The following is a 19,205-nucleotide window of genomic DNA, read 5'->3' as shown; positions in this document are numbered from 1 at the left end:
CCAGAATATGTAGCCATTGGAGGATTATTTATGACAATTGACAAGGAAAGAATGCCATTAGAAGGTATCCGAGTTTTGGAGCTTGGAACATTACTCGCGGGTCCTTTCACGGGACGTTTATTAGGAGACTTTGGTGCAGAAGTTATTAAAGTTGAAGCGCCTGATAAACCAGACCCGATGAGACAATGGGGACAACAAAAAGATGGAGAAGCGCTTTGGTGGCCGATTCAATCTAGAAATAAAAAATCAATTACCTTAAATTTACGTGCTGAAGAAGGCCAAAGAGTTTTTAAAGAATTAGTAAAGGAATCAGATATTATTATCGAAAACTTTAGACCAGGTACGATGGAAAAATGGGGTTTATCCTATGAAGTATTATCTGAAATAAATCCAGGAATTATTATGACGAGAACTTCCGGATTTGGTCAGACAGGGCCTTATAAAGAGCGTGCAGGATTTGGTAGTGTTGGTGAAGCTATGGGTGGACTCCGTTATGTTACTGGATTCCCAGACCGCCCACCATCAAGGATAGGTATTTCAATCGGTGACACACTAGCTGCGCTTTTTGCTACAATTGGTACTTTGACAGCTCTTCAGGAAAGAAATAATTCAGGAAAAGGGCAAGTGGTTGACACTGCAATTTACGAATCTGTTTTTGCGGTAATGGAAAGTATTATTCCTGATTATTTATTAGCAGATTATGTACGTGAACGCATGGGGAATATCTTACCAGGTGTTGCGCCTTCAAATATTTATATGACAAAAGACGAAACATATATTGTAATAGGCGCAAATGCAGATGGTGTTTTTAAGCGTTTAACTGAAGCAATGGGGCAACCAGAATTATCGGAGAATGCTAAGTACGCCACCCATCATGGTAGAAGTGACAATATGACAGAGTTGGATAAGCTAATCGAAGAATGGACAAAAACGTACGCTGCTAAAGATGTGTTAGCTTTATTGGCAGAAAAAGGCGTTCCATCGGGTTTAATTTATTCGGCAAAAGATATTCTAGAAGACCCACAATATGAAGCAAGAGAAATGATTATTACACGTGAACATCCAACATTGGGTGAATTTCCTATGCCGGGTGTTGTTCCGAAGCTTAGTAGAACGCCAGGAGAAGTGAAAAATGTTGGTGCAGAAGTAATTGGTAAGCACAATGAAGAAGTTTATGGTGGCTTACTAAAATACAACGCAGAGCAGTTAAGAATATTGAAAGAAAACAATATTATATAAATCGCGTTAGGTGGGATAGTTGTGGGTGAGACACTTTATGAAAAACTCTGGAATCGACATATCGTGGTTGAAGGCGTTTCACAACCAGATATTATTTATATTGATTTACATTTAATTCACGAAGTTACATCTCCGCAGGCATTTGACGGTCTTAGGGCAGAAAATCGAAGAGTTCATCGTCCCGACAGAACGCTTGGAACTATGGATCACGGCGTACCAACGACTGATCGTAATCTACCGTTTGTAGATGAAATTGCAGAAAAACAAGTAAATGCGTTGCGGGATAACTGTAAAGATTTCGGCATAAAGTTATTTGATCTATTTAGTGTAAATCAAGGTATTGTTCATGTTATAGCACCAGAATTAGGGTTTACACAACCTGGTCAAACAATCGTTTGTGGTGATAGTCATACCGCAACTCATGGTGCGTTCGGGACATTGGCATTCGGAATAGGAACAAGTGAAGTTGAGCATGTACTTGCTACTCAAACGCTAAAACAGTATAAATCAAAAACAATGGCTGTAAATTTTGATGGTAAACTGCCATTGGGGACGACTGCAAAAGACATTATGCTCGCTTTAATCGGTAAATATGGACATGATTTTGCAACTGGATATGTTATCGAGTACCGCGGGGAAGTTGTTCGGAACTTATCAATGGAAGAACGTATGACGATTTGTAATATGTCGATTGAAATTGGCGCTCGCGCTGGATTGATGGCTCCTGATGAAACGACTTTTACTTATTTGAAAGATAAGCTTCATGCTCCAAAGGGTGAAAAATGGGAACAAGCATTATCTAGTTGGCAAGAATTATTTAGTGATGCGGATGCTGTTTTTGACTTAAGTGCTAACCTTGATTGTAATTTAGTTGAGCCGCAAGTGACTTGGGGAACAAATCCAGGTCTTGTTGTATCGATTAATGATTGCATACCTAGTGCAGATGGTTTGTCAAAAATTAAGGCGGAAATGACTGAAAATGCACTTGAGTATATGGGGCTCGAACCTGGTACGCGAATAGTTGATATTAAGATAAATACCGTATTTATTGGATCTTGTACAAATAGTAGAATACAAGATTTGAGAGAGGCGGCAAATATAGTAGACGGCTATAAAGTAGCGGACGGCCTTCGCGCTCTAGTTGTACCTGGTTCTCAAAATGTTAAAAAACAAGCGGAAGATGAAGGATTAGCAGAAATCTTCATAAATGCTGGATTTGAGTGGCGGGAAGCTGGATGCAGCATGTGTCTAGGAATGAATCCCGACGTAGCGAAACCGGGAGAACGCGTAGCATCAACTTCAAATCGGAATTTTGAAGGAAGGCAAGGACGAGATTCTAGGACGCATCTTGTTAGTCCAGCAATGGCTGCAGCAGCGGCAATAAAAGGGCGTTTTGTAGATGTTCGTAATTGGCCGTTGAAGTCTCGCAAGGAGGTACTACAATGAGACCGTTTCTAACGCATACTGGAATTGTGGCACCGCTAGACCGCGGCAATATAGATACGGATGCCATACTTCCAAAACAATTTTTGAAAAGAATTGAAAAAAGCGGCTATGGTCAATTTCTGTTTTATGACTGGCGTTATATTGGCGATACTGAAAATGGTGATTTTGTGTTAAATGATTCTATTTATAAACATGCAAGTATTTTATTGACTAGAGAAAACTTTGGTTGTGGTTCTTCAAGGGAACATGCGCCTTGGGCATTAAAAGATTTTGGTTTCAAGACAATTATTGCGCCTTCATTCGCAGATATTTTTTATAATAATTGTTTTAAGAATGGTATTTTACCAATAAGAATGTCCGAAGAATACGTCCAAGAGCTCTTCAATAAAGTAAATGAAAATAAGGGATTCAAATTAACAATTGACCTTAAATCGAAAGCGATAGCAGATGACAATGGCAATCAAGCATTTTTTGAAATAGATGATTATATGCGAAATATGCTTTTGGAAGGGTTGGATGAAATCGGTTCAACAATTAAGCATATGCAAGATATTGAAACCTTTGAAGAAACGCATCAAATTTATTATAAAATCTAGTAATTAGTTCTGTTAATCTATTTTCATATTTAAATAAAATTTATTTTGGGAGGAAGAAAAAAATGTCTTATAAATATTTAGTAGTTGAAGTAGAAAATAAAGTGGCAACAATTACCATGAATAGATCGGATGCAGGAAATGCAATTAATGTTCCATTCGCAAAAGAGTTGTTTGAAGCGGCGTTAGCATGCACGCATAATTCTGAAGTAAATGCAGTTGTAGTTCAGGGGAGTGGAAAAGCCTTTTCTTTTGGGGGAGATTTAAAAAGCTTCAGTGATGAAGGGTCTCAAATAGATTTAAGTTTAAAAGAAGTTACATCTTATCTCCACAATGCGATTAGTCTATTTGCTCGAATGAAAAAAGTTGTCATTGCATCTGTTAACGGAACTGCTGCGGGTGCAGGATTGAGTCTTCTTAGTTCTTGTGACATCGTCATCTCAAGTGAATCAGCTAAATTTACGTCAGCTTATACAAAAGTTGGATTAACGCCAGATGGCTCTTGTACCTATTTTTTACCTCGTCTAATTGGACTTAGAAAAACGCAAGAGTTGTTATATACGAATAGAGTTTTATCTTCTAAAGAGGCACTAGAATGGGGAATTGTTACACAAGTGGTAGAGGATAGTGAGTTGCAACAAAAGACTAAAACTTTTGCGGAAGATATTGCTGCCGGACCTACTGCTGCATTTGGAATGACTAAAAAGTTACTAAATAATAGTTTTCTAGATCGCTTAGATTCTCATATGGCGTTGGAATCCGATATGATTTCTGAAATGACTGTATCAGAAGATGGTAAGGAAGGAATAGCAGCGTTTTTGGAAAAAAGACGTCCTGTTTTTTCTTAAGTAATTAATTCTTCTTTTTATTATTGGTAATAATGATTTATCAATAGTTTTAAAGTTTTTAATTCGTACAAAACGATATTTAAAGGGAGGAATAATTTATTTATGTCAGTTAAAGTCGAGAAAAAAGTTGAGGTTAAGACGGTAAAAGTTGAACTTTTGACACGAGAAGCGTTTGCGCCATTCGGAGAGGTGCTAGCTATAGATGGTCTAGAAAGACTAGCTATAGATATTTACGATGAAATTGATGTTCACCGTGCAGGTATATTTGAATCTGATCAGCCAGTAGAGTTTTTATTGAATCGGTTAAGATTACGTGAATTTAGGGTGATTTTTCTAGAGCGCCATATGGAGTTGACACAAACATTTATTCCATTTGCTAACGAGCCTTTTATTTTGGCCGTAGCTAAACCAGACGCGAAAATTGTGGATGGTGTTCCGGCAATTGAGGAAGTACACGCATTCTTTGTGCCTGGTAATACTGGCTTGAATATTCACCGTGGGACATGGCATGAACCACCATTTCCCTTAGCAAATAATACAGTTGTTCTAACAACTAGTCATCAATCACTGACGCGTGGTTTAGAAACGAATTTAGATGAAACTTCTGAAATCTCTCAACTAGATGTTGAAAAACGAAATATCACTGAGCGTGCCGGTTTTATTTTGAAACTTGAATTGCCTTAAGGTTTGGTTTTTAATCTATATGAATAAATTTGCCACTAATCTCTTTCGGATAACGCTTTCAAAGCCTAATCTGAAGGAGATTTTTACTAAGTATTTTAGTAAACAGAATATTGCGTAAGCTTATTCTGTAGTCCGACTAAATCTATTGTTAATTAATAATTAGCTTAATAACAATCATTTTCATAATAGGATTTTATTGCTACACCACCACAACATATAGTCGAGTTGAACCGTTCTCGAAAAATATGTTTTGTCGTTGTAGCAAGTAATGGTAATTATGAAATTGATTCAAATGTAAACTAAAAAATTATTAGGAGGCAAACTATGTCTACCGAAGTTAAGATGAGTGGGAATGAACAACGTAAGTCTGATAAATATGTAGGGGGACGATCCAAAAAGTTAAACGGTGATCAATTCTTAACTGGTAAAGCTCGCTATATAAACGATCTTGAATTTTCAAATCTGGTTCATGTTGCAATCTTAAGAAGCCCTTATCCTCATGCGCTAATTAAAAGCATTGATACAGAACATGCACTAAAACATCCAAATGTATTAACGATTGTAACTGGAGAAGATGTTCTGAAGCACACGAACCCTATTCCCCATTTCATAGATCCAGCTATTTTCGGAGGAAAAACTACTGAGCTGCGCTGTTTAGCTACAGATAAGGTTGTTTATGCCGGACAGCCTGTTGCGGCCATTGTTGCAACAACGAAGAATGATGCTGAACAAGTGCTAGATCTTATAACGGTTGAATATGAACAGCTAGCTTATTCATTAGTACCTGGAGTAGTTATACAACCGCAAAGCGCAACTTCGGATTCTGACCTCATTCCAAATTATGAAGGATGGGATGACAATAATGTGATGCGCATTCCTTATGTGGAGGGTGATGTAGATCAAGCCATAAAGGATGCTGATTATCTTATTGAAGATGAAATAGAAATGCACCGATATGCACATGCGCCTATGGAAACAAGAGGTTATGTTGCGTCATGGGATGACTTTGATAAAAAAATGGATTTCTACGGCGCTTGTCAAAACCCTCATCCATTGCGTTGGGTACTATCACAGACACTTGGAATACCTGAAAATAAGTTTCGTGTAATTGCTCCAAATGTCGGTGGAGCTTTTGGTTTAAAAATGCATGGACATCCTGAAGAGGCGCTCGTCTGTATGCTAAGTAGAATGTTGAATAGACCTGTTAAATGGATTGAAGATCGAAGGGAATCCTTCCTAATAGGCGCTAGAGAACAGAAACATCGTTTTCAAGTTGCGTTTAATAAAGATGGGAAGATAACGGGTCTTCGGGTCCATGTAACATCGAATATTGGCGTGCTTGGTGGAATGCCTGGATGGGGCATGTCGTTTCTAACCGGATTAGCTTTTCCGACTGGGTATAAAATTGCAAACACTGATATTCAAGTGTCAATAAATACAACAAATAAAGGACCTTGGAATGCGGCTCGTGGATACGGGAAAGAAGCCACAAACTTACTGATGGAAAGAGTAATGAATATGGTCGGACGTAAACTCGAAATGGATTCACTAGATGTGAGACGTCTAAACCTAATAACCAAAACTGATTTTCCGTATAAAACGAACGGTGGACTGAATATTGACAGCGGTGACTATCATGGTGCCATTGATAAGGCTATCAAACTTATTGGTTATGAAGCGCTACGCTTAAAACAGGCGAAACTTCGAGAGGAAGGAAGGTATCTCGGAATTGGTTTTGCTTTTGAATTAACACCTGAAGGCGGAGATATTCCAGGGACACTTGTGGGAGGATTTGATACTTCAACTGTCAAAGTAGGACCTTCCGGAGATGTTACAGTCTTAACTGGTGTAACGACGCCAGGTAGTGGAAATGACACCGGAATTGCGCAAATTGTTGCAGATGAACTAGGAGTCAAGATGGAAGATATTACAGTCATCCAAGGAGATACAGGGATTTGTCCATATGGATTTGGTAATTACAGTGGTCGAAGCATGCTTGTTGGTGGAGGGGCAGCTGCTCTCGCAGCACGTGATGTTAGAGCAAGAGTTGCCGTAGTTGCTGCTTTATTACTTGAAACAGAACAAGAGAATTTGATATTTGAACAAGGAATAATTTCAGTAAAAGGGAAAGAAGCGTCTATACCTTTTAAAGATGTAGCTTATACAATCTACACAACTGCGTTTGCGACATCATTTGACGTAGGTGAGCCTGCTTTAGAATCAACAAAAGTATACAAGCCTGATAACCTCACGCATATTCCTGATGAGAAAGGGAGAATTCAACCATATCCTACCTATTCCTATGCAGTACATGTAGCTGTTACTGAAGTTGATATAGAAACAGGTAGTGTAGATCTACAGCGTATTGGGGTAATTCATGATTGTGGAACGATTATTAACCCAACATTAGTGGAAGGTCAGATGGAAGGTGCCATTGTTATGGGAATTGGGGCTGCCTTATCAGAGGAACTGATTCATGATGAAGACGGAACTCTCTTAACAGATAGATTTAAGAATTATCTAATGCCGCGAGCTGGAGATATCCCGAATATTGAAATGGAACATACAGTTACTCCGAGTCCTTTCTCGGTTTTGGGAACGAAAGGTGCTGGAGAAGGTGGTGTAGGTGGGGCCCAGGCGGCAATTGCAAATGCTGTTGATGATGCACTTTCGCCATTAGGTGTAACGGTCAGGAAAATGCCGCTTAGTCCGCCTAATGTGCTTCAAATGATTAAGGAAGCAAAGATTGCACAGGAGGTGGGTTAATATGATAAAAGAAAAATTTATGTATGAAGCTCCTAAAGATATCGAACAAGCTATTGCGAGTCTTGCAAATCAAAAAGACGTTACAACCATACTTGGCGGTGGAACTTGGGTTGTTCCAGAGATGACGCATTGGAAAAGAAGCCCTGAACGAATTGTAGATTTAAAGCATGCTAATCTTGCTACAATCGATGAAGCAAATGGAGAGTTTATACTTGGTGCAATGACAACCTATAGCCAAATCATAGCTACTGAGTCGTTGACGAAAAATGTTGAACTTTTAGGAGTTGTAAGTAGAGGTATAACAGGTGGAGCACAAATCCGAAACTTTGGGACAATAGGAGGTTCAGCAGTTTATGCGAATCCAGGTTCTGACATTCCTGCTAGTTTAGTAGCATTGAATGCTCGACTTCGCCTTGTTAGTGCAGACGGAAAAAGAGAAGTTAAGGCGGAAAAATTTTTTTCAGATGCTTTCAAAACAGTAATAAAACCGGGGGAATTATTAACTAAAATAATAATCCCACCACTTCCTTCCGGGCTAAAAACAGGCTATTATAAACTGAAATTCGGAGAAAGTAGTTGGCCGATTGCTACTGGTAGCTGTCTTATAACGATGGATAATGAAAACAAATGCCAGTCAATTAGATTAGTCTTAGGTGGGATTTGTGCAAGTCCGTTGTTGATTGATGTAACTGGAATTCTTGTTAATGCTGAGATTACGGATGAAAAACTAGCTGAAGTTGAAGAGGCGGTATGTAATGCTGTTGAAAAACCATGGAGCGATGTGCTTGCTACAGCTGATTATAGAAAAAGTATTGCAGGTGTAATTGCAAAGCGTGCGCTACTAGATGCACTAAGTTAAATAACTGTAAAGAGGTGGAGCTGAAATGAGCGAACAAAAAAATACGACAATTCAAATGGTCATAAACGGTCAACAGAGATCAGCTGAAATTGATTCAAGGACTCTCCTGGTTGAAGCTATTCGTGATGGTTTCGACTTAAAAGGAACGCATATTGGCTGTTTAACTGGAGACTGCGGCGCTTGCACGGTCGTTGTTGATGGTAAAATAGCAAAATCTTGTTTAACTTTAGCAGTTAGTGCAGAAGGTTGTGAAGTAACGACAATTGAAGGGTTAGCAAAAGGCGACGTGCTGCATCCCGTACAACAATCATTCTGGGATGAATATGGTTTCCAATGTGGTTATTGTTTACCTGGTATGTTATTCTCCTCTCTTGATTTAATTGAGAATAACCCTGATCCAAATGAAGGGGAAATTAGACAAGCGTTAAATGGAAATCTATGTCGCTGCACTGGCTATCAGAAGACCGTTAAAGCGGTGGCAGCTGCAGCGAAAGAGATGTCTAGTACACCAGTTGGAAAATTAATAGCCAAAGAATTGGTTGGAAAAAAGTAAATATAACTTTATCGAATGTCAGTCTCAATCAGGTACTTCTTACTTAGCATTGTTGAAAAACAAACCTAATTAGGGAGTATCTTTTTTGTTATGTCTGTAATTAAAGTGGATATTAATAAACAGATTTAGAATTCAACATATTTAAATTGAAAAATCATCTAATTAAAGTAAAAGTTTCATTTGTAGATATTAGAACAGTAGAAGATGCGTTCGTATGGTATAATTAAATGTAGACATATAATATGTGCATAAAGGGGACGATTTCGTGTACGATTACATAAAAGGGGTTGTTACGCGCGTAACGCCCGAACATATTACACTCGAACAAAGTGGCGTTGGTTGGTTGATCATGACTCCGAATCCATATGCATTTCATAAAACAGACGATATTCAACAAGTTTTTACTTATTTGCATGTACGTGAAGATATTCAGTTATTGCTCGGTTTTAAATCGCTTGAACAACGCGAATTATTTAAAAAACTAATAACTGTGTCCGGTATTGGTCCAAAAGGTGCGCTAGCGATTCTAGCAAGCGGTATTCCATCTCAAGTCATAGGTGCAATTGAGCGAGAAGATGAAACCTTTCTTGTACAGTTTCCAGGTGTGGGTAAAAAAACAGCTCGTCAAATGATTTTGGATTTAAAAGGTAAATTACATGATTTATTCAGTGATATTGACTTTGATGACGAAGAACATTCTCTCCTTACAATGGCTGAAAATGGTGCGCTTGATGAAGCTCTCCTAGCTCTTGGAGCGCTAGGTTATTCTCAACGCGAATTAAACAAAGTTAAACCTAATCTCGAAAAAGAAGAGTTGGACACGGAAGGTTATATGAAAAAGGCCTTACAACTTTTATTAAAAAGTAAATGAGATAATTGTTTGTGAATTTTAATGAAAGTTCTATTGATTGGAGCGGAAGGCGGCGACTCCTACGGGATTAGCGTGACAGGTGAGACCCTGGACAGAGCGAAGCGAAGGAAGCGGCTCACCGCACGCCCCGTGGAAAGCGTCCGCCTGGAGCAGAAATCAATATTGTTCGGATATGAATTAGATTATGATATTGATTCAAATAAATTGCTCTTTAAAAAGGAGGTGCACGATGGAGAACCGAGTTATGTCAGGGGAAACAACGGATTTTGATGAAGGCTTTGAACAATCACTTAGGCCTCAACTACTTAGCCAATATATTGGGCAAGAAAAAGTAAAGGATAATTTAAGTATTTTTATAGAGGCGGCAAAAGGACGAAGTGAAAGTCTTGACCACGTCCTCTTGTATGGGCCTCCAGGCCTTGGTAAGACAACGCTTGCTACAGTTATAGCAAATGAAATGAATGTAAACATTAGAATGACGAGTGGACCTGCAATTGAGCGTCCTGGTGATCTCGCGGCAGTCGTGTCGTCACTTGAACCAGGGGATGTTCTTTTTATTGATGAAATTCATCGGCTAAACCGTTCTATAGAAGAAGTACTTTATCCAGCAATGGAAGATTTCTGTTTAGATATCGTTGTTGGGAAGGGTCCTTCCGCGCGTTCGATTAGACTAGACTTGCCTCCGTTTACGTTAATTGGAGCGACAACTCGTGCGGGATCACTTTCAGCCCCACTTAGAGATCGTTTTGGAGTACCAATCCGACTTGAGTATTATGGTGAAGTGCCGTTAACTGAAATTGTTGTGCGGAGTGCGGAAGTATTTGATGTGTCCATTGATCGACAGGCGGCGACAGAAATTGCGAAAAGATCCCGTGGAACCCCTCGGATCGCGAATCGATTACTAAGACGTGTGCGTGATTATGCACAAGTACGTGGGGATGGTAAGATTTCATTGGAAACATCACACGAAGCGTTAGAAATGTTACAAGTTGACTCACATGGGCTAGATCATATCGACCATAACTTAATTTCTGGTATGATAGAACAGTTCTCGGGTGGACCTGTTGGGCTTGATACGATTGCGGCAAGTATAGGTGAGGAATCTGTAACAATTGAAGATGTCTATGAACCGTATTTGTTACAAATCGGGTTTTTACAAAGAACTCCACGTGGACGAGTCGTTACAAAGCTCGCGTATGATCATTTCGGTTATATCATGCCTGAACAAAACAATAAATAGTAGGTAAGGTGGCAAGTAACAAAATGGACGTAAATGATTTTGATTTTAATTTACCGGAACGGCTTATTGCACAAACGCCGCTTCTAGATAGAACAGCTAGTCGTTTGTTGGTGCTGGATAAAGTAACAGGTGAAGTTGAGCATCGGCACTTCGCGCAATTAGTAGATGAATTACAAGTCGGTGATTTATTAGTATTAAATGACACAAAAGTTCTACCTGCACGTCTTTTGGGTGTAAAAGAAGACACTGGTGCAACGATAGAAATCCTGCTTCTAAAAGAAAAAGGCGAAGATGATTGGGAAACACTTGTAAAGCCAGCAAAACGTATTAAAATTGGTAGTGTTGTATCATTTGGTGACGGCCGTTTAAAAGCGCAGTGCACGGAAATACTTGAACATGGTGGACGTAATTTTAAATTTACGTATGAGGGTATTTTTTATGAAATATTAGATGCACTAGGTAAAATGCCGCTTCCGCCGTATATTACAGAATTGTTAGAAGACCAAGATCGTTACCAGACAGTATTTGCGAAGGAACGCGGTTCAGCAGCTGCACCAACAGCAGGTCTTCATTTTACAGATGAACTACTTGATCGTCTTCGGAATAAAGGTGTGAAAATAGCATTTGTAACGTTGCATGTAGGTCTAGGAACATTCCGTCCTGTAAGTGTTGAGTCTATAATGGATCATAAGATGCACACTGAGTATTATAGTGTCACACAGGAGACTGCTGACGTCATAAACGATGTTAAATCGAGTAATGGACGTATTATAGCGGTTGGTACCACATCTGCTAGGACGTTAGAGACAATCGGTTCTGAAAATAACGGGAAAATGGTAGCATCTAGTGGGTGGACATCAATTTTTATTTACCCAGGATATGATTTTAGTATTATTGATGGTTTGCTGACGAATTTTCATTTACCAAAATCAACATTGCTAATGTTGGTGTCAGCGTTAACAACTCGTGATATTATATTGAAAGCTTATAATGAAGCAATACAAGAGGACTATCGCTTTTTTAGTTTTGGAGATGCGATGTTTATTAAACCTCCTCAAAGAAAGGAAACAGACGTATGACAGCAGTAACTTATGAACATATAAAAAATTGTAAACAGACTGGTGCGCGTCTTGGTATTGTCCATACGCCGCACGGTTCATTTGAAACACCAGCATTTATGCCAGTAGGTACGCAGGCAACAGTTAAAACGATGTCTCCAGAGGAATTAAAAGAAATTGGATCCGGTATTATTTTAAGTAATACTTATCATTTATGGCTGCGACCTGGACATGATATTGTTAAAGAAGCAGGCGGCTTACATAAATTTATGAATTGGGATAAACCAATTTTAACTGATTCTGGTGGGTTTCAAGTATTCTCGTTAAGTGAATTTCGGACGATCGAAGAAGAGGGAGTTCATTTCAGAAATCATCTGAATGGGGATAAACTTTTTCTAAGTCCGGAAAAAGCGATGGAGATACAAAACGATTTAGGTGCGGACATTATGATGGCTTTTGATGAATGTCCACCATATCCTGCGACATTTGAGTATATGAAGGCGAGTGTTGAAAGAACGTCAAGATGGGCTGAACGTTGTCTAGCGGCTCACGGACGTCCCGAAGACCAAGCGCTATTTGGTATTGTTCAAGGTGGAGCATTTGAAGCTTTACGCAAGCAAAGTGCAAAGGATCTCGTATCACTCGATTTTCCAGGTTATGCTATTGGTGGTTTGTCAGTAGGAGAATCTAAGGAAGTTATGAATGAAGTGCTGGAATTTACAACGCCACTACTTCCGGAAGACAAGCCGCGTTATCTTATGGGTGTCGGCTCACCGCGCTCTCTCATCGACGGGGCAATAAGAGGCATTGATATGTTTGATTGCGTGTTACCGACGAGAATTGCACGTAATGGGACGTTAATGACAAGCGTAGGTAGACTTGTCGTTAGAAATGCGAAGTATAAAAGAGATTTCAGGCCATTAGATGAAAATTGTGACTGTCACGTTTGTAAAAACTACAGCCGCGCTTATATTCACCATCTAATTCGCACAGAAGAAACTTTTGGTATCCGTTTAACTTCGTATCATAACTTGTACTTTTTATTAAATATGATGGAACAAGTACGCGATGCAATAAGAAATGATTCACTTGGTGATTTCCGTAATGAGTTTTTTGAAAAATACGGATTTAACAAACCGAATGCAAAAAACTTCTGAATATTGTATAATAAAACTTGGTTGAAAGGGGGATAATTATGGATTTTAATATTGTTGGAATTTTACCTTTCGTTGCGATGTTTGCAGTGATGTGGTTTTTTCTAATTAGACCTGCTCAGAAAAGACAAAAAGAAACAAAGTCTATGCAAAGTCAGTTAAAACGTGGAGATACTGTCATTACGATTGGCGGCATTCACGGAAAAGTAGATGCTGTTGACGAGGCTACAATTTATCTGAAAGTTGCAGACGGCGTAACTTTGCGCTTTGATAGACAAGCTGTCGGTCGCGTAACAGATACTTCAGCTTCAGCTTAATTACACAAAAAAGAGGTAGTAGACTTAACAGGATTTAATCTGTTTGGCTACTGCCTCTTTTTTCTGTCACAAAATTGTATATGATCTATGGTGTTTTGGACAACCTTTGAAAAAAGGGGGATGATTATGAACGATTTGCTTATTATTAGTTTTAGAACGCTATTTCTCTACGTGTTGATTCTCATTGTTTTAAGAATTATGGGGAAACGGGAAGTTGGAGAACTAAGTTTATTTGATGTAGTCATCTTTATTATTATGGCAGAAGTTGCAGCATTTGCTTTGGATTCACCTGATAAAAAGTTAATCAATTCTATTGTACCAATAATTATTTTGCTTATCATACAAGTTTCTTCTGCTTTTTTGTCAATGAAAAGTAAGAAGTTTAGAGATCTTGTTGACGGTGAGCCATCAGTCATGATTCGTAATGGGCACATAGATGAGGAGGAAATGAGACGGCAGCGTTATAATTTGGATGATTTATTTCAACAATTACGTGAACAACAAGTTGGTTCTATTCGGGAAGTCTCATTTGCCTTTTTGGAACCTTCCGGAAATCTATCCGTTTTTAAACATGAAGATACTAAACCGGCATTATCATTAATTAGTGATGGTGTAGTACAACATAAACACCTTACAGTAATAGGTGAAACAGAAGATTGGTTATATAAAGAGTTGAAAAAACAAGGAATAAGCGATGTAGAACAAATCTTTTTCTGTACATTCGAAAATAATAAATTACAATTTCAATTAAAAGAGGCATATCAATGATTTTTAATCAGATTTTTGATTAATAGAAAATCACTAAACTTAATTTGCTTTGTCAAAATAAGGATGATTGTTAGGAAAAAACATGTAATAATGCATTCTGAAAATAACCCTAGTTGGCCAATAGGAATGAAAATGGGACGCATTATAGCGGTCATGATAAACGCAGCGTAAGGCAACACGAACATCGTAAAACCAGTTGCTGTCGTTTTGTTTTTTCGGAGTGTCGCAATATGAAGAAAGGATGTAATTAAAACACCGAAACCAATTGCGAGTACAGCACCTGTTTCTTGTAGACCTGGTTGAGAAGCGAGTATGAACATGACAGCTAATTTAGCAATTCCTCCGTAGACCGAGTTCATCATTCCAGCCTTCGCATCACCTAAAGCTTGTAAAATTGAATAGAGTGGACCTTGAATATAATAAAAGAAAAAGATTGGTGCTAACATTGTCATGTAGTTACTACCCTCTGTTACTCGGAAAAGTTTTTCCGCAAGCGCCTGTCCGTGAATAAAGAATACGGCTGCTGCAAAGGTGCCTGTAAGAGCTGATAAACGTAAGGCGAGGTGTATTCGTTCCCTTAGTTTAATCTTATTGCTAGAAGCTGCTGCACCACTTACCGCGGGAACAAGTACTACGGAGAGTGCATATGGAATAAATGCAGGGAATAAGAGTAGTGGAATGAGTACACCTGAAATGACTCCGTATAACGATGTTGCGGCGATTGCTGTAATTCCTGACAAAGAAAGTGCTCTTAAGAAGATAATTGGTTCAAGAAACCAAGTAAACGTGCCAAATAAACGACTACCAGAAGAAGGTAACGCAATAGCGAGTATGGGTTCGAATGGATGACGTTTCTTTTCTGCGTTCTCGATTGGATTGCGCTTTTTTTGTTGTCTATATTTAAATAATAAATATAAAACAGAAACCCCTTCTGCTAATAATGTTACGACCATTGCATAAGCAGCGTTCATCGAAGTGTTATCTGTTGATAAAATAATCGGCAAAAACCAAGTGATTAATGCGATGCGGAAAAACTGTTCTATAATTTGAGACCAAGCCGTTTCTTCTATACGCGCAATTCCTTGGAAATATCCGCGAATGATGCCGCCAATTGCAGCGATTGGTACAATTGCAATTCCTGCATAAAGTGCAGATGAAGAAGCTGGATTTCCGAGCAATGTTCCGGATAAGTAGGGAACAAATAATACTGATGTCGGAATAAATACAATAGCAGTTAAAATGGTTAAGAAAGTAGCAGTTTTCATGACTGCAGGAATTTGTGCTCGTTTTCCTTTTACTTCAAGTTCAGCTATTATTTTTGCGATTGCTATAGGCACACCAAGTTGAACGAGAGATAGGAAGAAAATAAATGCAGGATAAGCAGTCATGTAGATCCCTACAGCCTCTTCACCTGCGATTCGCATAAATTGAATACGGTAAACGAATCCTAATAATTTTGACAAAAAAACTGCAACCATTAGAACTGCCGTTCCGCGGATGAATGAAGACAAACAAAACAACTCCTTCTCAATTCCGTACATTTCATATACACTATATCTATGCGGATATGGACTTACATACGACTGTTTTAGAAAGGATTGGAAAAAATGAGCTCAGATTTAGGCCAAATATTTACTGATATGCACCCTGCACTTATAAGTAAAAGAAATGAATTTCATTTATATGGCTATACGACGGTGACTGAAGAAGATATTTGGATATATTGTGTTCGGAAAACGTGGCGAAAAAAAGACGTTAGTTCAATGCGCGTATATGAAATTGCAAATGATATTTTAAGAATACTACCAGCGGCATTTATGACCTATACACAGATTGAAGAGCAGCGTGGTTCTGACTGGTTTTCTGATTTGAACAATGATGAATTGCAAATTTTATTGGCGCCACAAGCGACTAAAGAAAATTATACTAAAGAATAAGACGCGTCTATTTGACACATGGGCGACCTTGTTTCATAATAGTATTGTTGTGTTTAGGAGTGCGTACATATAATTTTTACGTACCATTCCACAGACAAGAGGGGGAACTACGAATATGAAAACAAGAGGACGGATTGTCTCGTTCTTATTATTGATTGTTATTTTTGTTGCGACAATCGGTCCAACGATTAATCCAATCATAAAAGATGTGAAACTAGGACTTGATTTACAAGGTGGTTTTGAAGTTCTTTACCAAGTTAAACCGTTAAAAGATGGACAAGACATAACGGAAGCAATGGTAAAAGACACTGCAGATGCACTTTCAAACCGCGTTAACGTACTAGGAGTTAGTGAACCGAGTATTGTAGTGGAGTCGAATAATCGAATTCGTGTCCAACTTGCGGGTGTTGAAAACCAGGAAACGGCCAGAGAATTACTTTCAACACAGGCGAACTTAACATTTAGAGATGTTAATGATAATTTGCTACTTGATGGTAATGACTTAAAAGAAGGTAAAGCTAAACCTGACTTTAATCAAAAATCTGGACAACCAATTATTACGTTAGAAATGAAAGATCCTAACAAATTTGGCGAAGTAACAACGGAAATCTCGAAAATGAAGCCAGATAATCAATTAGTAATATGGCTAGACTTTGAAGAGGGTATCGATTCGTTCGCAGCTGAATCAGCGAAACCAGAACCTAAATTTGTGTCTTCACCAAATGTTGATAAACCAATTATTTCGTCAAGTGTCGAAATCTCAGGTAATTTCACAGTTGAAGAAACAAGAAATATATCTGGTATTTTAAATGCCGGTGCACTACCTGTTAGTTTAGAAGAGATTTATTCTACTTCTGTTGGTGCGCAGTTTGGTGAACAAGCATTAGATAAGACGATATTTGCAGGAATAGTCGGTATTTCGCTCGTATTTATATTTATGGTTTTGTACTACAGATTACCAGGTGTTATTGCAGTTGTTACACTATCTGTTTATATTTACTTAATATTACTTGTATTTACGCTTATCAATGGCGTGCTGACATTGCCAGGTATAGCAGCATTAATGCTAGGGGTCGGTATGGCGGTAGATGCGAATATCTTAACGTATGAACGTATACGTGAAGAATTGCGTGTTGGTAAATCAGTCAAAACATCATTCCGTGCAGGAGCGAAATCATCGTTTACAGCGATACTCGATGCAAATATTACAACACTTCTTGCAGCAGTTGTTTTATTTATATTCGGGACAAGCTCTGTTAAAGGATTCGCAACGATGCTTATTATTAGTATTCTTGTTAGCTTCTTAACTGCAGTATGGGGGTCAAGAATATTACTTGGTCTTCTTGCTAATAGTGGTGTTTTGGATGGGAAAACGGGCCTTTTCGGACTTTCTAAAAACCGTATTCATCCACCTGAAGAAAAAATTGAGACTTTGGAGTTATCTACCAAATTCGACCGTTTTGATTTTGTGCATTCACGGAAGCGATTCTATACAATCTCAATGATTTTAATCGTTTCAGGTGTAATCATGCTGGGTCTTTTCAGATTAAATCTTGGTATTGATTTCTCGGGTGGTACACGTGTAGAAGTTCTTGCTGATAAAGATTTGACCACAGAAACGATTACAAAAAGCATTGAAGCGGCAGGACATCCTTCAACAGATATCGTAATTTCTGGTGATAAAAAAGAAATTGGTGTTATCCGCTATAAAGAAGACTTTTCACAAGAAGAAATCAATAAATTCAAAAATGCACTTCAAGAAGAATACGGCTTTGAACCTAATGTGAGTGCAGTTTCGGATTTAGTTGGTAAAGAACTTGTGAAGAATGCATTTTATGCACTTCTATTTGCAGCGTTGGGAATTGTAATCTATGTTGCATTCCGTTTTGAATGGCGTATGGGTCTAGCATCCATTATCGGGCTTTTGCACGATGCATTCTTTATGGTAGCAATGTTCAGTATTTTAAGACTTGAAGTTGATATTACGTTTATTGCGGCGGTACTGACAATTATCGGTTATTCAATAAACGATACAATTGTTACTTTTGATAGGATTCGTGAGAATTTACATCGAAAAGGCAAGATTGATAATGCAGATGAACTTGCTGATATAGTGAATAAATCACTTCGTCAAACGCTAGGTCGCTCTGTTAATACAGTTCTAACCGTAATTTTCGTTGTAGCAGCTTTGATGCTACTTGGTGCTGAATCAATTCGTCCTTTCTCGGTTGCGCTTCTTATTGGTTTGCTGGCGGGAACTTACTCTTCAATATTCATTTCAGCACAAATTTGGTTTGATTTGAAGAAACGTGAAATTAAATCAAAAGGCACGTTGAAAGTTAATCAAGAGAAAAAGCAATGGGGATCAGATGAACCAGTTGTTTAATTATTACCAAAAACAGGGTATACTTATGTATATCTTGTTTTTTTTATACGATTAATTAGGGGGTATGCTGAATGAAATTTCAATGGACATGGTTATTAGCTCTTTTATTTGCAATTATTATTGCTGTTTTTTCAGTCGTCAATGTCGCCGCTGTACCAGTAAATTACGTTTTTGGGGAAGCAGAATGGCCACTTGTTCTAATTATTTTAGGTGCAGCGTTACTAGGAGCTGCAATTAGTGGTATTGTAGCTATGTTTAGAAGTGTTATAACTAATAAACGAACTAAAGAATTAATGAAGGAAATCACGATGAAAGAATCACTCATTGCTGATCAGCAAAATGAAATTGCTGATTTACAAAAACAACTCCCCTTAGTTATTGATTTAGATAAAGAAAATGTTGTTGAAGAAGATAATCGTTTAAATTAATTCAGGCAGCACTTTTACGGATTAGTCCTCGTGAGAGTGTTTTTTTGTGGAAAAAGAT

At 38.2% G+C, this 19,205-nt stretch carries 18 protein-coding genes; 17 read left to right on the top strand and 1 reads right to left on the bottom strand.

The window, feature by feature from the left end; genetic code table 11:
• The first annotated feature begins 30 nt into the window (after positions 1 to 30).
• The 14 genes from AC3RV6_RS10085 to AC3RV6_RS10020 all read left to right on the top strand — a co-directional run bounded on the left by AC3RV6_RS10085 (position 31) and on the right by AC3RV6_RS10020 (position 14,396).
• On the top strand, positions 31 to 1,239 hold the full coding sequence (locus AC3RV6_RS10085) for a CaiB/BaiF CoA transferase family protein (protein WP_489745912.1): 1,209 nt from the start codon (positions 31 to 33) through the stop codon (positions 1,237 to 1,239).
• Positions 1,240 to 1,260: 21 nt separating this feature from the next.
• Positions 1,261 to 2,685 carry a 3-isopropylmalate dehydratase large subunit gene (gene leuC, locus AC3RV6_RS10080; protein ID WP_489745911.1) on the top strand — a complete coding sequence of 475 codons (1,425 nt, stop codon included), beginning with the start codon at positions 1,261 to 1,263 and terminating at the stop codon, positions 2,683 to 2,685.
• Positions 2,682 to 3,281, top strand: a complete 600-nt coding sequence (gene leuD / locus AC3RV6_RS10075) for a 3-isopropylmalate dehydratase small subunit (RefSeq protein ID WP_489745910.1) — start codon at positions 2,682 to 2,684, stop codon at positions 3,279 to 3,281. Before leuC ends, leuD begins: the two co-directional genes overlap by 4 nt.
• A gap of 62 nt (positions 3,282 to 3,343) precedes the next feature.
• Positions 3,344 to 4,126 carry an enoyl-CoA hydratase/isomerase family protein gene (locus AC3RV6_RS10070; protein ID WP_489745909.1) on the top strand — a complete coding sequence of 261 codons (783 nt, stop codon included), beginning with the start codon at positions 3,344 to 3,346 and terminating at the stop codon, positions 4,124 to 4,126.
• 102 nt (positions 4,127 to 4,228) lie between these two features.
• Positions 4,229 to 4,810, top strand: coding sequence for an ureidoglycolate lyase (locus AC3RV6_RS10065; RefSeq protein ID WP_489745908.1), 582 nt, complete (start codon positions 4,229 to 4,231; stop codon positions 4,808 to 4,810).
• A 324-nt stretch (positions 4,811 to 5,134) separates the two neighbouring features.
• Complete coding sequence (locus AC3RV6_RS10060) at positions 5,135 to 7,576, top strand: xanthine dehydrogenase family protein molybdopterin-binding subunit (RefSeq protein ID WP_489745907.1); 2,442 nt, start codon at positions 5,135 to 5,137, stop codon at positions 7,574 to 7,576.
• 1 nt (position 7,577) lies between these two features.
• Positions 7,578 to 8,435, top strand: coding sequence for an FAD binding domain-containing protein (locus AC3RV6_RS10055; RefSeq protein WP_489745906.1), 858 nt, complete (start codon positions 7,578 to 7,580; stop codon positions 8,433 to 8,435).
• 25 nt (positions 8,436 to 8,460) lie between these two features.
• Positions 8,461 to 8,988 carry a (2Fe-2S)-binding protein gene (locus AC3RV6_RS10050; protein ID WP_489745905.1) on the top strand — a complete coding sequence of 176 codons (528 nt, stop codon included), beginning with the start codon at positions 8,461 to 8,463 and terminating at the stop codon, positions 8,986 to 8,988.
• 265 nt (positions 8,989 to 9,253) lie between these two features.
• Positions 9,254 to 9,859 (top strand): Holliday junction branch migration protein RuvA, encoded by a 606-nt coding sequence (gene ruvA, locus AC3RV6_RS10045; protein ID WP_489745904.1) that lies wholly within the window; start codon positions 9,254 to 9,256, stop codon positions 9,857 to 9,859.
• Between the two features lie 229 nt (positions 9,860 to 10,088).
• On the top strand, positions 10,089 to 11,099 hold the full coding sequence (gene ruvB / locus AC3RV6_RS10040) for a Holliday junction branch migration DNA helicase RuvB (RefSeq protein ID WP_489745903.1): 1,011 nt from the start codon (positions 10,089 to 10,091) through the stop codon (positions 11,097 to 11,099).
• Positions 11,100 to 11,122: 23 nt separating this feature from the next.
• Complete coding sequence (gene queA / locus AC3RV6_RS10035; protein ID WP_489745902.1) at positions 11,123 to 12,178, top strand: tRNA preQ1(34) S-adenosylmethionine ribosyltransferase-isomerase QueA; 1,056 nt, start codon at positions 11,123 to 11,125, stop codon at positions 12,176 to 12,178.
• The gene (gene tgt / locus AC3RV6_RS10030) at positions 12,175 to 13,314 is read left to right on the top strand and encodes a tRNA guanosine(34) transglycosylase Tgt (RefSeq protein WP_489745901.1); all 1,140 of its coding nucleotides are present in this window, start codon (positions 12,175 to 12,177) and stop codon (positions 13,312 to 13,314) included. Before queA ends, tgt begins: the two co-directional genes overlap by 4 nt.
• Positions 13,315 to 13,352: 38 nt before the next feature.
• Entirely contained in the window at positions 13,353 to 13,628 is a 276-nt protein-coding gene (gene yajC / locus AC3RV6_RS10025; protein ID WP_489745900.1) for a preprotein translocase subunit YajC, read from the top strand.
• A gap of 126 nt (positions 13,629 to 13,754) precedes the next feature.
• On the top strand, positions 13,755 to 14,396 hold the full coding sequence (locus AC3RV6_RS10020) for a DUF421 domain-containing protein (protein ID WP_489745899.1): 642 nt from the start codon (positions 13,755 to 13,757) through the stop codon (positions 14,394 to 14,396).
• Here the strand turns inward: AC3RV6_RS10020 and AC3RV6_RS10015 are convergent.
• Positions 14,390 to 15,907: a putative polysaccharide biosynthesis protein gene (locus AC3RV6_RS10015; protein ID WP_489745898.1), complete on the bottom strand. Its 1,518-nt coding sequence runs from the start codon at positions 15,905 to 15,907 to the stop codon at positions 14,390 to 14,392. The two genes, AC3RV6_RS10020 and AC3RV6_RS10015, sit on opposite strands and share 7 nt — an antisense overlap.
• A 96-nt stretch (positions 15,908 to 16,003) precedes the next feature.
• On the opposite strand from AC3RV6_RS10015, the gene AC3RV6_RS10010 reads away from it, so the two are divergent.
• The 3 genes from AC3RV6_RS10010 to AC3RV6_RS10000 all read left to right on the top strand — a co-directional run bounded on the left by AC3RV6_RS10010 (position 16,004) and on the right by AC3RV6_RS10000 (position 19,147).
• A complete protein-coding gene (locus AC3RV6_RS10010) occupies positions 16,004 to 16,333 on the top strand; it encodes a post-transcriptional regulator (RefSeq protein WP_489745897.1) in 330 nt (109 codons plus the stop codon).
• Between the two features lie 115 nt (positions 16,334 to 16,448).
• Positions 16,449 to 18,719, top strand: coding sequence for a protein translocase subunit SecDF (secDF, locus tag AC3RV6_RS10005; protein WP_489745896.1), 2,271 nt, complete (start codon positions 16,449 to 16,451; stop codon positions 18,717 to 18,719).
• A gap of 71 nt (positions 18,720 to 18,790) precedes the next feature.
• Entirely contained in the window at positions 18,791 to 19,147 is a 357-nt protein-coding gene (locus AC3RV6_RS10000; RefSeq protein ID WP_489745895.1) for a LapA family protein, read from the top strand.
• Positions 19,148 to 19,205: the final 58 nt, after the last annotated feature.

Source organism: Sporosarcina sp. So3-204, from assembly GCF_058068165.1.
The sequence above is the reverse complement of the archived record's forward strand: the minus strand, read 5'-3'. Positions and strand labels throughout refer to the sequence as shown.

Bases quoted from the DNA above. Each gene is read 5' to 3' on its own strand.
- AC3RV6_RS10050 (WP_489745905.1), top strand. From the start codon at position 8,461: ATGAGCGAACAAAAAAATACGACAATTCAAATGGTCATAAACGGTCAA.
- AC3RV6_RS10070 (WP_489745909.1), top strand. From the start codon at position 3,344: ATGTCTTATAAATATTTAGTAGTTGAAGTAGAAAATAAAGTGGCAACA.
- tgt (WP_489745901.1), top strand. From the start codon at position 12,175: ATGACAGCAGTAACTTATGAACATATAAAAAATTGTAAACAGACTGGT.
- AC3RV6_RS10020 (WP_489745899.1), top strand. From the start codon at position 13,755: ATGAACGATTTGCTTATTATTAGTTTTAGAACGCTATTTCTCTACGTG.
- secDF (WP_489745896.1), top strand. From the start codon at position 16,449: ATGAAAACAAGAGGACGGATTGTCTCGTTCTTATTATTGATTGTTATT.
- leuD (WP_489745910.1), top strand. From the start codon at position 2,682: ATGAGACCGTTTCTAACGCATACTGGAATTGTGGCACCGCTAGACCGC.
- yajC (WP_489745900.1), top strand. From the start codon at position 13,353: ATGGATTTTAATATTGTTGGAATTTTACCTTTCGTTGCGATGTTTGCA.
- ruvB (WP_489745903.1), top strand. From the start codon at position 10,089: ATGGAGAACCGAGTTATGTCAGGGGAAACAACGGATTTTGATGAAGGC.
- AC3RV6_RS10065 (WP_489745908.1), top strand. From the start codon at position 4,229: ATGTCAGTTAAAGTCGAGAAAAAAGTTGAGGTTAAGACGGTAAAAGTT.
- AC3RV6_RS10000 (WP_489745895.1), top strand. From the start codon at position 18,791: ATGAAATTTCAATGGACATGGTTATTAGCTCTTTTATTTGCAATTATT.
- AC3RV6_RS10060 (WP_489745907.1), top strand. From the start codon at position 5,135: ATGTCTACCGAAGTTAAGATGAGTGGGAATGAACAACGTAAGTCTGAT.
- AC3RV6_RS10055 (WP_489745906.1), top strand. From the start codon at position 7,578: ATGATAAAAGAAAAATTTATGTATGAAGCTCCTAAAGATATCGAACAA.
- AC3RV6_RS10085 (WP_489745912.1), top strand. From the start codon at position 31: ATGACAATTGACAAGGAAAGAATGCCATTAGAAGGTATCCGAGTTTTG.
- queA (WP_489745902.1), top strand. From the start codon at position 11,123: ATGGACGTAAATGATTTTGATTTTAATTTACCGGAACGGCTTATTGCA.
- AC3RV6_RS10010 (WP_489745897.1), top strand. From the start codon at position 16,004: ATGAGCTCAGATTTAGGCCAAATATTTACTGATATGCACCCTGCACTT.